The organism is Streptomyces venezuelae (genome assembly GCF_008642275.1).
GTDB classification, from domain to species: domain Bacteria; phylum Actinomycetota; class Actinomycetes; order Streptomycetales; family Streptomycetaceae; genus Streptomyces; species Streptomyces venezuelae_E.
This window is the reverse complement of the sequence record NZ_CP029189.1, coordinates 5,185,687-5,200,806: the sequence shown is the minus strand read 5'-3', so window position 1 is coordinate 5,200,806 and position 15,120 is coordinate 5,185,687. Positions and strand designations below refer to the sequence as shown.

The 15,120-nt window shown below is 71.2% G+C and carries 9 protein-coding genes; 2 read left to right on the top strand and 7 right to left on the bottom strand.

Annotated elements, in window-relative coordinates:
- From DEJ51_RS23340 to gmd, 4 genes are all read right to left on the bottom strand, one after another.
- Entirely contained in the window at positions 1–216 is a 216-nt protein-coding gene (locus tag DEJ51_RS23340; RefSeq protein ID WP_150259492.1) for a DUF6458 family protein, read from the bottom strand.
- Between the two features lie 109 nt (positions 217–325).
- On the bottom strand, positions 326–1,000 hold the full coding sequence (locus DEJ51_RS23335; protein ID WP_150259490.1) for a hypothetical protein: 675 nt from the start codon (positions 998–1,000) through the stop codon (positions 326–328).
- 96 nt (positions 1,001–1,096) lie between these two features.
- The gene (locus DEJ51_RS23330) at positions 1,097–3,880 is read right to left on the bottom strand and encodes a DNRLRE domain-containing protein (protein ID WP_190620582.1); all 2,784 of its coding nucleotides are present in this window, start codon (positions 3,878–3,880) and stop codon (positions 1,097–1,099) included.
- Positions 3,881–4,126: 246 nt separating this feature from the next.
- The gene (gene gmd, locus DEJ51_RS23325) at positions 4,127–5,140 is read right to left on the bottom strand and encodes a GDP-mannose 4,6-dehydratase (RefSeq protein WP_030386879.1); all 1,014 of its coding nucleotides are present in this window, start codon (positions 5,138–5,140) and stop codon (positions 4,127–4,129) included.
- Between the two features lie 552 nt (positions 5,141–5,692).
- Between gmd and DEJ51_RS23320 the strand changes: the two genes are divergently transcribed.
- Positions 5,693–6,637, top strand: coding sequence for a GDP-L-fucose synthase family protein (locus DEJ51_RS23320; protein ID WP_150259487.1), 945 nt, complete (start codon positions 5,693–5,695; stop codon positions 6,635–6,637).
- A 22-nt stretch (positions 6,638–6,659) separates the two neighbouring features.
- Here the strand turns inward: DEJ51_RS23320 and DEJ51_RS23315 are convergent, their stop codons facing one another.
- Positions 6,660–8,135 carry a sugar transferase gene (locus DEJ51_RS23315; protein ID WP_150259485.1) on the bottom strand — a complete coding sequence of 492 codons (1,476 nt, stop codon included), beginning with the start codon at positions 8,133–8,135 and terminating at the stop codon, positions 6,660–6,662.
- Between the two features lie 383 nt (positions 8,136–8,518).
- Between DEJ51_RS23315 and DEJ51_RS23310 the strand changes: the two genes are divergently transcribed.
- A complete protein-coding gene (locus DEJ51_RS23310) occupies positions 8,519–10,789 on the top strand; it encodes a M4 family metallopeptidase (RefSeq protein ID WP_150259483.1) in 2,271 nt (756 codons plus the stop codon).
- Between the two features lie 117 nt (positions 10,790–10,906).
- Here DEJ51_RS23310 and DEJ51_RS34635 read toward each other — a convergent pair whose 3' ends face one another.
- Together DEJ51_RS34635 and glgP are read right to left on the bottom strand one after the other, a co-directional pair.
- Complete coding sequence (locus DEJ51_RS34635; RefSeq protein WP_223835939.1) at positions 10,907–11,662, bottom strand: hypothetical protein; 756 nt, start codon at positions 11,660–11,662, stop codon at positions 10,907–10,909.
- Between the two features lie 172 nt (positions 11,663–11,834).
- The gene (gene glgP, locus DEJ51_RS23300; protein ID WP_150259481.1) at positions 11,835–14,471 is read right to left on the bottom strand and encodes an alpha-glucan family phosphorylase; all 2,637 of its coding nucleotides are present in this window, start codon (positions 14,469–14,471) and stop codon (positions 11,835–11,837) included.
- Positions 14,472–15,120: the final 649 nt, after the last annotated feature.

Below are 15,120 nucleotides of genomic sequence, written 5' to 3'. Positions count from 1 at the left end.
TCAGATGACGTCCCGGCGGTGTTCCTCGACCACCGGGATGGCGCCCGTGGCCCGGCGGCGTTTGTAGACGCTCATGTACACGGCGAGGCCGATTCCGCCGACCGCCATCATGATCAGGCCGACCAGGTCGAGGTTGACGCTCTCCAGCTCCCAGTCGCTCGCGAAGGTGAGGATGGCACCCACCACGATCAGGACGATGCATCCGCCGATGCCCATGGATCCGCCTTCCGCTGTCGGGACTGTGTCCGCGCGGGTACCCGGGTTCCGGGCATGAAAACGCCCCCGGGGGCCGGGAGTCCGGTCCTCGGGGGCGTCAGGGGGGCGGCTACGCGGGGATCCAGGCGTAGCAGCCCGAGGAGTTGAACTCCGCCGTCCCGGCCGGGATCGTCGCCGTGATCTTGTCGCCGGCCTTGGGCGGGGTCTCGGGGCCCGAGGCGAGGGTGGCGCCGTCCTTGCCCTTGGCCTCCCAGGTGCAGTTCGTGGCCTGGGTGAGCGCGCGGTAGCTGCCCGCGGCGGGCGAGGTCCGGGGGCCTTCGGGGAAGCCCTTCTCCGCCGCGGCGAGGATCGGCTTCTGGTCCGGGCACAGGAGGGTGATCGCGTCCTTGGCGCCCGGGATCTCGCCGGTGATGACGGCTCCGGTCGCCGCGTCCTTGTCGTGCTTCGCGGTGCGCTGCACCCGCTGGCAGGCGTCCTGGCCGCCCTGCAGCACGGACGCCGGGTCGACCTTGTCGGGGACCCGCCCGCTCAGGTACTTCTTCTCCTCCGCCGTGAAGCTGCCCGTCTTCGGGGTGAGCTTCGCGTCCGGCAGGACGGGGCCGGTCGGCTTCGCGTTCGGGTCGGTCGACGGCTGCGGGGCAGCATCCGCCGGGTCGGGGGCCGACGACGAGGCCGGAGGCTTCGGCGAGGCGCCGGATTCGGCCTTGTCCCCGCCCGAACTGCAGGCGGTCAGCGTCAGGGCGGCGGTCAGCAGGACAGCAGCCGCTGCGGAGCGTCGGTACATCGGATGGCTCCCGTACTCAAGGGGGTGTGCAGCGGGGCCCGGCCACAGAGAGCCGGACCCCGCACGCCGTCAGGCGGTTGTTTCGGTTGTCGTCGCTTACTTCGCGCCGAAGGTGAGGACCAGCTGCGGAGTACCCTCCGCCGCCGTGGCCTCGGAGGACCAGATCCACAGCGGGTCGGTGCCCGTGCTCGTCAGGCCCAGGCCGTAGCTGGTGCCCAGCGCGGCGGTGACCGCGGCGGTGTCCAGCTCCACGTTGTGCACCGCGGAGCCCTCCGGCACGCCCGCGAGGGTGCCGAGCGGGGTGGTGCCGAGGGTGGGCTTGGTGTTGAAGGTCGTACCCGCGCCCGTCCAGTTACCGGTGACCGGGACCACCTTCACGGTGTCCGTGGTACCGGCGTTCGCCTGCGTGCTGGTCTTGATCTGCAGCGAGGCGGACTTCAGGACCTGGCCGGCCGGGGCGGCCGGCAGGTTGAAGCGCATGTACGTCTCGTACAGCGAGCCGCTGCCGCGGACCGCGAGCGAGGTCGACGCGCCGTTGGCGGCGCTCGGAGCGCCCTGGTTGACGTAGGTGTCCTCGGTCGTCTTGACCGCGGAGACCGTGTCGGTGGGCGCCTTGGCCAGGTCGAAGTGGCTCTTGACCTGGGCCTGGGTGAGCGCCGACGGGTAGACGGCCGTCTCGTCGAGCTGACCCGCGAAGAAGTTGCTCGTCGGACGGGTCGGCCAGTTGGCGAGGTTGTCGCCGCCGACGTGCCAGTAGCCCGCGATGTTGGTGGTGCTCGTGGCGTTCAGGGAGCCCTTGTTCTGGCCGTCGACGTACAGCGTGATGCCGCCGGGGCCCTGGGTGCCGACCACGTGGTGCCACTTGTTGTCGTTGTACGTCTCGAACAGGCCCGTGGTGACGGTGCGGGTCGAGCCGTTGTAGACGCCGAAGACCAGGCGACCGGTGTTGGTCATGTAGATCTGGCGGTCGTACGTACCGCTGTTGCGGGCCTGGTTGTTGCCGAAGCCGATGAGCTTGCCGCCGCGCGTGGTGTTCGTCTTGAACCAGGTCTCGACGGTGAAGGCGTTGCCGACCGTCTGACGGCGGTCGCTGTACACCTGCTGGCTGGTCCCGTTGAAGCCCATCGCCGTGCTGCCGGAGACGGCGCCGGGCGACTGCTTCAGGGCGGGGGCGTTGAGCTGGATGCCGCTGCGGTTGCCGGACACCGAGGAGTCGGCGACGTAGGGGCTGACCGCGTCGTCGTAGCGCCAGTACAGGTCGGCGCCGTCGGCACGGACCTGGTTCGGGTAGGACTGGACCGAGGTCGGGACGGTCACCGAGGCGACGGCCGACAGGGCGCTGGTGTTGCCGGCGGCGTCGGTCGCGGTCACCCGGTAGGTGTAGCTCTGGCCGGCCTTGACCGTGGTGTCGTTCCAGGAGGCCTGGGGACGCTCCCACTCCAGCGAGCTGGCGGTGACGGTGGCGGCCGGGGTGGCGGAGCCGTTGCGGTAGATGCGGTACGTCAGCTTGCTGTCGTCCGCGTCGTAGCTGGTGCGCCAGCGGACCTGGGCCTCGCCGGGCTTGACGCTGGAGGCGCTGGCCACCGGGGTGGTCGGGGCGCCGACGTCACCCTTCGAGGCGAAGCGGGTCAGGCCCCACTGCGGCTTGCCGTTGATGAGGGTGAACTCACCGCCGACCCACATGTACTTGGTGTCGTTCTTCTCCGCCACGGCCATGACGCGTGGGCCGATGCCCTCGGTGCCGTCCATGCCGTCGTTGGCGGTGGGGTGCCAGCCGAGCTTGCCCGGGCCGCGCACGAAGCCGTCCACGGGCGCGGGGGCGGCGCCTTCGTGGTTGGTCGGCTGGGCCAGCAGGAAGTTCCGCTTGCCGTCGGGGAACTCCAGCTCGGTGGAGCAGTCGTGCCCGTGCGAGGAGCTGTAGAGCACTCCCTCGTACGGCAGGACGAACTGGGTGGCGCCGAGGCAGCGGTCGCGCCACTTCTCGGTGAAGTCGCTCAGGCGCAGGCCGATGCGGCCGTCGAAGACGCCGCCGCCGGAGCCCTCGTGGCCGGTGTAGAAGCCGGTGTCGTCGGTGGAGATGTCCTTGACGACCGAGTTCGACGGGATGTTGCTGTACGTCTTGGTGACCGCACCCGTGGTGGCGTTGACCACGGCCAGAGCGTGGCTGTTGGAGCCGTTGACGGTGAAGAAGTCACCGCCGAGCAGCACGTTCTTGCCGTCGGGGGTGACCTCGACGGCGCGGCCCGGCTCGTCGACGTTGGCGACGAAGGGCTTCAGCGCACCGGAGGTGGCGTCCACGGCGGCGAACCGCTCGCGGGTCTGGCCCTCGACGGCGTTGAAGTCGCCGCCCGCGTACAGGGTGTCGTCGGTGACGGCGAGCGCGCGCACGGTGGCGGGGAAGCTCGGGTGGAACGATGCCTTGGGGGTGCAGCTCGCGATGTCGATCGCGGCGAGGCTGGAGACCGGGGTGCCGTTGACGGCGCCGAAGTACCCGCCCGCGTAGAGGGTCTTCTTGTCGTTCGAGACGACCAGCGTACGGACGGTCGCCGTGCCTTCGCCGATGGTGAAGGCCAGCTTGCAGGAGGTGGGATTGCCGGTGGCGGCGTCGAGCGCCACGAAGTTCACGGCGTTCTGCTCCGCGCCGGCCACGCCCTCGGGCGGACGGACGGCCGAGAAGGTACCGCCGGCGAAGACGGTGCCGTTGGCCTGGGCCATCGCCCAGACGACGCCGTTCGTCTGCCAGGTCGGCAGTTCGTCGGCGGTGAATGCCACCGGTGCCGTGATGGCGGACGCCTGCGGCATCAGCACCAGGCCTATGCCGGTGCCCGCACCGGCCAGTGACAGTACGAGGGCGGCAGTCAGCCCTCTGGATCTACGCATGAGCCCCCCAGGGCAATTGCCCGGTTTGATGGCTGGAACTATCCGAACAGCCATATGTACTGGCGCAGACTAGGGCTCATATGAAGGCCCGGTCACCTCTCTTGACCCATTGCATACCAACTTGGAATCAACAGGTTCAGCATGGAGGGTGCACAAGGGACATACGGCAGGTTTACCCCGGCCACACCCCCGCAGAGCTGCGGAGTATGACCGGAACACGGCAAACCGTAGGGGAAATATAAGGCCTCAGCGGTCGATGCGGACCGTCACACCCGCCAGTTGGTCCTCGACCTGACGGATGTCGGCGTCAACCATGATCTGCGCCAGTTCCGCAACCAGGACCGTCGGCTTCCAGCCAAGCAGGTCATGGGCCTTGGACGCGTCGCCGATGAGGGCGTCGACCTCGCTCGGGCGCTCGTACTTGGCGTCGTACCGCACGTGCTCGGTCCAGTCGAGACCGGCGTGCGAGAAGGAGGACTCCACGAACTCGCGGACGGTCGCGGCCACCCCCGTGGCGACGACGTAGTCGGTGGGCTCGTCCTGCTGGAGCATCCGCCACATGGCGTCCACGTACTCCGGGGCGTAGCCCCAGTCGCGCACCGCGTCGAGGTTGCCGAGGTAGAGGTGGTCCTGGAGACCGGCCTTGATGCGGGCCACCGCGCGGGTGATCTTGCGGGTCACGAAGGTCTCGCCGCGGCGCGGGGACTCGTGGTTGAAGAGGATCCCGTTGACGGCGAACATGTCGTACGCCTCGCGGTAGTTCACCGTGGTCCAGTACGCGAAGACCTTCGCGGCGCCGTACGGGCTGCGCGGGTGGAACGGGGTGGCCTCGTTCTGCGGGGGCGGGGTGGCGCCGAACATCTCGGAGGACGAGGCCTGGTAGATACGGGTGTCGACACCGCTGGCCCGGATGGCCTCCAGCAGCCGCAGCGCGCCGAGGCCGGTCACGTCGCCCGTGTAGAGCGGGGCGTCGAAGGAGACGCGGACGTGGGACTGCGCGCCGAGGTTGTAGACCTCGTCGGGGCGTATGTCGCGGAGCAGGTTCACGAGGGCCACGCCGTCCGAGAGGTCGGCGTGGTGCAGGACGAAGGACCGGTTGGCGGTCTGCGGGTCCTGGTAGATGTGGTCGACCCGCTCCGTGTTGAAGCTGGAGGACCGCCGCACGAGCCCGTGCACCGTGTAGCCCTTGGAGAGCAGGAGCTCGGCGAGGTAGGAGCCGTCCTGTCCCGTGACGCCGGTGATCAGTGCGGTCTTGCCCATGGGGTCCCCTTGCTGGTTGTTTCTGTCGGTCGTGGTGAGGCGGTGCCCCGGGGCGGGTGCGGAGCGGGCCGTGTGGCGTCGCACCGGGCGGCCCGGCCGCGGCCCGGATTGCGTTACCGTACACGGCCGCCCCCGGACCGCCCCGGCGGGGCGGGGGCCGTCGTGTGCTCCTGACGCGGGCCGTACCGCTCCCGGTTCCGGCGGCGGATCCGGGACGGGATCGGCTGCCCCCGCCGGAGCGCGGGGCGAGGGCCGGACGCCCCCGGACCCGGGCCGCCCGTGGGTGCCGGGGCGCCGCCGCTCGGGACGCGAGGTCCGCCGGGGGCACCCCCGGACCGACGACAGCACCCGCAGGGCCGGAGCCGGGCCGGCGGCCGCGTACGGGCCGGCCGTACGGCCCGGGGCAACGCCCCGCACCGTGAGGCCCCCTGGGCACGGCCTCCGGCCGGCGGCCGGGTCCGGCCCGGCCGGGGCCTGGACCGCAGCCGGGACCGTGGCCCGGGCCGTGGACCGCTGCGGCTCCCGCGGGAGCGGACTGGCATCATCGGCGGTATGACAAGTTCGCTGCCGCTCCTGCCCCCGAACGCCCGCGTCTTCGTCGCGGGCCACCGCGGCCTCGTGGGGTCCGCGGTCGCCCGGCGGCTGACCGCCGACGGCCACGAGGTGCTCACCCGGGGCCGGGCCGACCTCGACCTGCGCGACGCCGCCGCGACCGCCGCGTACCTGAAGGACGTCCGCCCGGACGCCGTGGTGCTGGCCGCCGCCAAGGTCGGCGGAATCATGGCCAACAGCACCTACCCGGTGCAGTTCCTGGAGGAGAACCTGCAGATCCAGCTCAGCGTGATCGGCGGCGCCCATGCCGCCGGCGTGGGCCGGCTGCTGTTCCTCGGTTCGTCCTGCATCTACCCGAAGCTGGCCCCGCAGCCGATCCGCGAGGACGCGCTGCTGACCGGCCCGCTGGAGCCGACCAACGAGGCCTACGCCCTCGCGAAGATCGCCGGGATCGTCCAGGTCCAGTCCTATCGCAAGCAGTACGGGGCCTCGTACATCTCGGCCATGCCGACGAACCTCTACGGCCCGGGCGACAACTTCGACCTGGAGACCTCGCACGTCCTGCCCGCCCTCGTCCGGCGCTTCCACGAGGCCGCCGCCGAGGGCCGGGACGAGGTCACGCTGTGGGGCTCGGGCACCCCGCGCCGGGAGTTCCTGCACGTGGACGACCTGGCCGCGGCCTGCGCCGTGCTGCTGAACGGCTACGACGGCGACGAGCCCGTCAACATCGGCTGCGGCGAGGACCTGACCATCAGGGAACTGGCCGAGACGGTCGCCGAGGTGACCGGCTTCCAGGGCCGGCTCGCCTGGGACACGTCCAAGCCGGACGGGACCCCGCGCAAGCTCCTGGACGTGAGCCGCCTGACGTCGCTCGGCTGGAAGCCCGCCGTCCCGCTGCGGGACGGCATCGCCGCCACGTACAAGTGGTGGCGCGAGCAGAGCTGATCGCACAGGCGGCCCGGGCCCCTCAGTACGCTCCGCGACCGTCTACGACGGCGCGGAGCGTGCGGCCCATGACGTCGACGTCACTGGTGAAGGACCAGTTGTCCACGTACTGCAGGTCGAGCTGGATGGTCTCGTCCCAGGACAGGTCGGATCTGCCGCTGATCTGCCACAGTCCCGTCATCCCGGGCCGCACGGTGAGCCGGCGCAGCTCGACCTCGTCGTACTCCGCCACCTCCTCCGGAAGCGGCGGGCGCGGGCCGACCAGTGACATGTCGCCGATCATCACGTTGATGAGCTGTGGCAGCTCGTCCAGCGAGGTGCGGCGCAGCAGCCGGCCCACCCGGGTCACCCGGGGGTCGCGGCGCATCTTGAACATCAGGCCGTCGTTCTCGTTGGACCCGGACAGCTCGGCCTTGAGGGCGTCGGCGTCCACGACCATCGTGCGGAACTTCCACATGACGAACGGGACCCCGTCGCGGCCGATCCGCCGCTGCCGGTAGAAGGCCGGACCGCGCGAGCCGAGCCGAATGGCCAGGACGATCCCCAGCAGGACCGGGGAGAGCAGCAGCAGTCCGGCCGCGGCTCCGACGCGGTCGAGGGCGGACTTGAGCAGGGTCTGCACGCCGCGGCTGACGGGCGGCGCCACCCGCAGCACGGCGAGCCCGCCGGCGGACAGGGTCTCCAGCCGCTTCACGGAGACCTCCACCAGGCCGGGGAAGACCGCGAGTTCCAGACCGGTGTCGTGCAGGGCCCAGGCGATGCGGCGCAGCCGCTCCCCCGTGATCCGCACGCCGGGGGCCACCAGCACCAGGTCGGCGTGGTGGCTGGCGACGGCGCCGAGCACGGCCGCGGAGTCGCCGTTCGGGGCCTCGGGGGCCCGTCCGTCGAGCCGCGCCGCCACCGGGACCCCGCTGACGAGCGGCCCGGCACCGACCGGCACCACGCCGACGACGACGTACGGGTGGTCGGTGCGGGCGGAGAGGTGTGCGATGACGTCCTCGGCCGCGTCGGGCTCGCCGACGACCAGGACGCGGCTGACGGCCTGCGCCTCGCGGCGGGCGGCCGAGAGGTGCCGGTAGGTCAGCTTGTGGACGGCGACGGTGATGAGCAGAGCGGGCAGCAGCGCCCCGAGAGCGGACAGCCGGGGGGTGGCCTCTTCGGTCACCACACGTGCCACGGCCAGGACGCCGATCAGAATCAGCCAGTCGTGTACGACCGGCAGCACGCCGCGCGACTCCCCGAGCACGCGGGTCGCGTAGCGCCGGCGCAGTGCCTGGACCCCGGTCCACGCCACGGCGGCGGCCAGGGCGCAGTAGACGGGCCGGACCTGCTGCGCGGCGTCGAAGACGAGCCCTACCGGGATCGCGGCGCCGAGGAAGTCGGCGGCGATGGCGGCCGGGCGGTACCAGCGGGCCTTGTCTCCGAGGCGCCGTGCGGGCGCAAGGGACCCCCTGGCCGCTCTGGCCACTCTTTGCGCAGGAATATGGACATGCCTCATGGGCCCCCCTGGCACGTGGTCATATGACAGTGGCGGGTGCCCATCGCTTCCCCTGGCAACGAACATCTGCCGCACCGGGAAACAGTACGACAAACACCCGTACGGTAAATGCCGTTTGGGTCAACGAAGCCTCTTGTTGCGCAAGTGTTAGCAACCGGTAGCAGGCGTTCCGCATGTCGGACGACCCAGGTGGCGCGTGGAGGTGAATGGTCCGGATACCGGATACGCATCTTCGGACAACGGACCGTTTCCGGCCAACCTTTTGACGCGGCCCTGACATCTGCCGCCGCGAGTGGCAATCTTCGACCGTTCATCGCACCAGCCCTGTTCTGCCCGGAGGCCCACCCAGCCATCCGGAACCCCCCTTGCAGAAGGAGTCTGCGTTGAGGTCCACCCCCCAGAGGCGTGCCACCGCGGCCGGCGCGCTCGTTGCCGCGGCTGCTCTGCTCGCCGTAGGCATTCAGACCGGCACCGCCACCGCCGACGCCACCGCGTCACAGGCACCCACGGCCTCCCAGCCCAACCCGGGCGCCGCCAACCGCGCACTCAGCGCCTCGGAGCGTGCGACGCTCCTGGCCGAGGCCAACTCGACCACCGCGCAGGCCGCCAAGGCGCTCGGCCTCGGCAGCGGCGAGAAGCTCGTCGTCCGCGACGTGGTCCAGGACGCGGACGGCACCACGCACACCACCTACGAGCGCACCTACGACGGGCTCCCGGTCCTCGGTGGTGACCTCACCGTCCACGCCAAGGACGGCGTCACGAAGAGCGTGACCAAGGCGACCAACCACGAGATCAAGGTCGCCGACACCAGCGCCACCGTCACCCCGGCGGCCGCCGAGAGCCAGGCCGTCTCCGCCGCGAGCGCCGAGGGCTCCAAGGAGGCCAAGCCCTCCAAGAACGCCCGCAAGGTGATCTGGGCGGCCGAAGGCGCACCCGTCCTCGCGTTCGAGACCGTCGTCGGCGGCCTCCAGCACGACGGCACGCCGAACGAGCTGCACGTGGTGACCAACGCCAAGACCGGCGCCAAGATCACCGAGTGGCAGGCCATCGAGACCGGCACCGGCAACACGATGTACAGCGGCCAGGTGACCCTCGGGACCACCCAGTCGGGCTCCACCTGGAACCTGACCGACGCCGCGCGCGGCAGCCACAAGACGTACAACCTCAACCGCGGCACCGGCTCCGGTACCGGCACCCTGTTCTCCGGCCCGGACGACATCTGGGGCAACAACCAGCCGTCCAACCTGGAGACGGCGGGCGCGGACGCCCACTACGGCGCCGCCGCCACGTGGGACTACTACAAGAACGTGCACGGCCGCAACGGCCTGCGCAACGACGGCGTGGCCCCGTACAGCCGGGTCCACTACGGCAACGCCTACGTCAACGCGTTCTGGAGCGACTCCTGCTTCTGCATGACGTACGGCGACGGTGAGGGCAACAACAAGCCGCTCACCTCCACCGACGTGGCGGCACACGAGATGACCCACGGCCTGACCTCGGTCACCGGCAACATGACCTACAGCGGTGAGCCCGGCGGCCTGAACGAGGCGACCTCCGACATCATGGCGGCGGCCGTCGAGTTCTACGCCAACAACCCGCAGGACGTCGGCGACTACCTGGTCGGCGAGAAGATCGACATCAACGGCGACGGCACCCCGCTGCGCTACATGGACAAGCCGAGCAAGGACGGCGCGTCCAAGGACAGCTGGTACTCGGGCCTCGGCGGCATCGACGTCCACTACTCCTCGGGCCCGGCCAACCACTGGTACTACCTGGCCTCCGAGGGCTCGGGCGCCAAGGTCGTCAACGGCGTGAGCTACAACTCTCCGACCGCGGACGGCCTGCCCGTCACCGCGATCGGCCGTGACGCCGCCTCGAAGATCTGGTTCCGCGCGCTGACGGTGGGCTACTTCAAGTCGAACACCAACTACGCCGACGCCCGCGTCCAGACCCTGAAGGCCGCCGCCGACCTCTACGGCCAGGGCTCGACGATCTACAACAACGTCGCCAACGCCTGGGCCGGCGTCGCCGTCGGATCCCGCATCTCCAACGGCGTCACGGTCACCCCGATCGCCAACCAGAACACCGTCACGGGCAGCGCCGTCAGCCTGCAGGTCCAGGCCACGAGCACGAACCCGGGTGCGCTGAGCTACGCGGCGACCGGCCTGCCGGCCGGCCTGTCGATCAACTCCTCCAACGGCCTGATCTCGGGCACGGCCTCCACCGCGGGCACGTCCAACGTGACCGTCACGGTGACCGACTCCCAGAACCAGACCGGTACCGCGGCGTTCACCTGGACGGTCGGCACCACGCAGCCGAGCGTCTTCGAGAACACCACGGACTACCAGATCGCGGACAACGCGACCGTCGAGTCCCCGATCAACGTGACGCGCACGGGCAACGCCCCGAGCGCCCTCAAGGTGGACGTGAACATCGTCCACACCTACGTCGGTGACCTCGTGGTCGACCTGGTCGCCCCCGACGGCAGCGTCTACAACCTGCGCAACCGCACCGGCGGCAGCGCGGACAACATCGTCCAGCAGTTCACCGTGAACGCCTCCTCCGAGGTCGCCAACGGCACCTGGAAGCTCCGCGTCAGGGACGCCGCCAGCCTGGACACCGGCTACATCAACAGCTGGAAGCTCACCTTCTGACCCCACCGGGGCAGGGTGAACGACGGCTGAACCGCTAGACCACGGGGCCGCCCGGGAGGAATCCTCCCCGGGCGGCCCTGTTCCATGGGCCCGGCTCCGCCGGGGACCGCGCCCCCGCTAGCCGCGGGCGCCCAGGGCGCGGAAGACGGCGGCGAGGAAGTCCTCCTCCTCTTCCTCGTCGTCACGGTTCTGGTTCTGGCCCTCGTCGGCCTGGTCGTCGCGCGACTGGTCGTCCCGGCCCGGCCAGGTGCCGTTCCCGGTGTTGCCGGTGTTCCCGGTGTTGCCGGTGTTGCCGGTGTTCCCGGTGTTGCCGGTGTTGCCGGTGTTCCCGGTGTTCCCGGTGTTCCCGGTGTTCCCGGTGTTCCCGGTGTTGCCGGTGTTGCCGGTGTTCCCGGTGTCGGTCTGGTCCTCGTCGGCCTCGTCGTCCCGGGGCCGGTCGTCCCGGCCCGGCCAGGTGCCGTTCCCGCCGTTCCCGCCGTTCCCTCCGTGGTCGCCCCGGCCCGGGTCCGCCTGGTCCACCGGCTTGAAGTAGACCGAGACGACCTCCACCTGCCTCGCCCGCTCCCCCGGCTTCAGCACCGCCTCCGCCTCGCCGTCGCAGCTGCGGTTGTCGAAGAGGACCGCCAGCGACTCGGTCGCGTTGCGCACCTCGATGGCGGGTTCGTCGCGCGAGGTGCGCGTCAGCAGGTAGCAGGTGTCGTTGTCGGCGGGCCGGATCTGGCCCCTTCTCTCGACGCCCGCCGCGTCCAGGTACTGGTAGTGCAGCGTGCCGAGGGCGCGCCCACCGTGGTCGTCGGCCACCGACGGGCCGGCGGTGGGCAGGGCGAGCGCGAGAGCGCCGACGAACACGGCGGCGGTCGAGCGAAGACGCATGGGGGGAGTCCGTTCCTCGGGTTCCGTTCCGCGGATACCGGTCCGGTGGCATCCTCGGGCAGCGTAGGAGCGCGGCACCCCACAGATACGTTTCAGCAGACCCGGCAGCAGCGTGGTTCACCCATGAGGCCGGGCGGCACGCACCCGCGGCGCACCGCCCGGCCCCGCGAGCTCAGCGCAGCACCACCCCGCCCCCCGAGTCGCTCTCCACCGGGGCCGCGACCAGGCCCAGTTCCGCCGGGGTCGCCAGCAGCGGGTGCGCGGGCAGGATGCGCACCGTGTAGCCGAAGGGCCCCGTACGGTCGAGGGCGAGCGGGCCCTCGTACAGCCAGCGGCCCTCCAGATCGGGCCCCGCGGCCGGCTTGAGCGGGAAGCTGCGCCCGTCCCGGATCACGTCCTGCGGGTCCACCCGGCCGGCGAAGGCCTGTACCTCCACGTCGTCGGGCGTGAGCGTGTCCAGCGCCACCTGCACGCGCAGGGTGAGGGTGGCACCCAGTTCCGCGGTGCCGCCCACCGGAGCCGCGGCCAGTGTCTCCACGTGTTCGACGGAGAGCCGCGGCCAGGCCGCCCGGACCCGGCCCTTCCACCAGGCGAGGTCACGTGCGGCCCCGGTGTCCAGGGCCCGGTGGGCGAGCGCGGCCGGGGTGTACAGCCGCTCCACGTACTCCCGGACCATCCGCCCGGCGAGCACCTTCGGCCCCAGCGAGACGAGGGTGCGCCGGACCATCTCGATCCACCGCACCGGAAGCCCGCTGCGCCCGGCCCGGTCGTAGAAACGGGGCGCGACCCGGTTCTCGATCAGCTCGTAGAGGGCGCTCGCCTCCAGGTGGTCGCGCCGGTCCTCGTCCGCGCCGAGCCCGTCGGCGGTCGGGATGGCCCAGCCGAAGTCCGGCTCGAACCACTCGTCCCACCAGCCGTCCAGCACGGAAAGGTTGAGGCAGCCGTTGAGGGCGGCCTTCATCCCGCTCGTGCCGCAGGCCTCCAGGGGCCGGAGCGGGTTGTTCAGCCAGACGTCGCAGCCCGGGTAGAGCTTCTGCGCCATGGCCATGCCGTAGTCGGGCAGGAAGACGATCCGGTGCCGGACCCGCGGGTCGTCGGCGAACCGCACCAGCTCCTGCACGAGCCGCTTCCCGCCGTCGTCGGCCGGGTGCGCCTTGCCCGCCACCACGATCTGCACCGGCCGCTCCGGGTCCAGCAGCAGCCTGCGCAGCCGTTCCGGATCGCGCAGCATCAGCGTCAGCCGCTTGTACGAGGGCACGCGCCGGGCGAAGCCGATGGTCAGCACGTCGGGGTCGAGTACGGAGTCGACCCAGCCCAGCTCGGCCGCCGCGGCCCCGCGCTGGAGCCACGAGGCGCGCAGCCGGTCGCGCACCTCCTGCACCAGCTGCTCGCGCAGCACCCGCCGCAGGTCCCACACGTCCTGGTCCGGGATCTCGGCGACCGCGTCCCAGCGCGGGGAGCCGCCGACCGACAGGGCGTCCTCGGTACGGCCCGGGCCGATCTGGCGGGCGCCGAGCCGGACCACCTCGGGAGCCACCCAGGTCGGGGCGTGCACCCCGTTGGTCACGGAGGTGATGGGCACGTCGGCCGGGTCGAAGCCGGGCCACAGCCCGGCGAACATCTCCCGGCTGACCGCGCCGTGCAGGGTGGACACCCCGTTGGCCCGCTGGGCCAGGCGCAGACCCATGACGGCCATGTTGAAGACGCCGGGGTCGCCGCCGGGATACGTCTCGGCACCCAGTTCCAGGATCCGCTCGACCGGTACGCCGGGCAGTTCCCCGCCGTCCCCGAAGTGCCGGGCGACCAGGGCCCGCTCGAAGCGGTCGATCCCGGCGGGGACGGGAGTGTGCGTGGTGAACACGGTTCCGGCGCGCACCGCCTCGACGGCGCCGTCGAAGCCGAGGCCCTGCTCCCGCTCCAGTTCCCTTATGCGTTCGAGCCCGAGGAAGCCGGCATGGCCCTCGTTGGTGTGGAAGACCTCGGGATCGGGATGGCCGGTGATGCGGCAGTACGCGCGCACCGCGCGCACACCGCCGATGCCGAGCAGCATCTCCTGGAGCAGCCGGTGGTCGCTGCCGCCGCCGTAGAGCCGGTCGGTCACCTCGCGGGCCGCGGCGTCGTTGTCCTCGACGTCGGAGTCCAGGAGCAGCAGCGGCACCCGGCCGACGCGGGCCTGCCAGATGTGGGCCTGCAGGGTGCGTCCGCCGGGCAGGGTGAGGCTGACGCGGGCGGGGGTGCCGTCGTCCTGGCGGAGCAGGCCGAGCGGCAGTTCGTTGGGGTCGAGGACGGGATAGTGCTCCTGCTGCCAGCCGTCGCGGGAGAGCGACTGGCGGAAGTAGCCGTGGCGGTAGAGCAGACCCACCCCGATGAGCGGGACGCCGAGGTCGCTGGCGGCCTTCAGATGGTCCCCGGCGAGGATGCCGAGGCCGCCGGAGTACTGGGGCAGGGCGGCGGTGATACCGAATTCGGGGGAGAAATAGGCGATGGCGGCGGGCAGTTCCGCGCCGTTCTCCTGGCTCTGGTACCACCTCCCGCCGTTCACGTAGTCGTCGAGGTCGGCAGCGGCGACGGCGAGCCGGCGCAGGAACCGGCGGTCCGCGGCCAGTTCGGCGAGCCGGGCCGCGGAGACCGTGCCGAGCAGCCGGACGGGATCGCCGCCGGCGGCCTGCCAGCCCTCGGGGTCGACGGATTGGAAGAGTTCACGGGTCTCGGAATGCCACGACCAGCGCAGGTTGCGCGCGAGCTCGGTGAGCTGCAGCAGGGGTTCCGGGAGGACGGGGCGCACGGTGAATCGACGGATAGCCTTCACGTGTTCCACCTTCGCAGGGGATTACGGATCGGAGCGGCCGCACCACGCTGTGCACCCGCGCATCACCCCGGGAAGGCTAGCGACGCCCCCGCGTTCCGGCCATGCCGCCTGCGGCACGAAGGCATGACGGCATGGCCCCCGGGCCACGGGTGGCCCGTCTGCGGAGCCGGTGCGGAGCCCGGCCCGGTCGGCCCGGTTCCCGGGAACAGGTTCGACCCGGCCCGCCCACCGGCCAAGGTGGTCGATTTTCGGCCACATCTGGCAAATCCTGCGAAACAGGGGTCACTCCCGCCCCGGGGCGGCGGCGAACCGCTGTCTCCCGTACCCCCGCGCGGGTGGTTCCCGAGGGGTTCTGGAGGCCTGTGTGACACGTGATCCGGGCTCCTACGTCACCTAGTCCCAGCCGACTTGACGGAGCCCCGCCGGATGTCGAGCGGAGCCTTGGTATTGCCCGTGCCACTACGTACGAGTAGTTAACCAAGTGCGCGGATTGGGGTGGGGGAGAGTGGGAAGGGCTCCCCGGGTACACGTGGTACACGCACGGCGCACCCGCCCACAAACCCTCTCCCCGCCACCCGAGTGAACGCGGACAGGAGCGGCCATGCCCGCAGCCCAGCCGTCCACTGAGCGGCTAGAAACAGAGCGAACA

Bases quoted from the DNA above. Each gene is read 5' to 3' on its own strand.
- DEJ51_RS23335 (WP_150259490.1), bottom strand. From the start codon at position 1,000: ATGTACCGACGCTCCGCAGCGGCTGCTGTCCTGCTGACCGCCGCCCTG.
- gmd (WP_030386879.1), bottom strand. From the start codon at position 5,140: ATGGGCAAGACCGCACTGATCACCGGCGTCACGGGACAGGACGGCTCC.
- DEJ51_RS34635 (WP_223835939.1), bottom strand. From the start codon at position 11,662: ATGCGTCTTCGCTCGACCGCCGCCGTGTTCGTCGGCGCTCTCGCGCTC.
- DEJ51_RS23320 (WP_150259487.1), top strand. From the start codon at position 5,693: ATGACAAGTTCGCTGCCGCTCCTGCCCCCGAACGCCCGCGTCTTCGTC.
- DEJ51_RS23330 (WP_190620582.1), bottom strand. From the start codon at position 3,880: ATGCGTAGATCCAGAGGGCTGACTGCCGCCCTCGTACTGTCACTGGCC.
- DEJ51_RS23340 (WP_150259492.1), bottom strand. From the start codon at position 216: ATGGGCATCGGCGGATGCATCGTCCTGATCGTGGTGGGTGCCATCCTC.
- DEJ51_RS23315 (WP_150259485.1), bottom strand. From the start codon at position 8,135: ATGAGGCATGTCCATATTCCTGCGCAAAGAGTGGCCAGAGCGGCCAGG.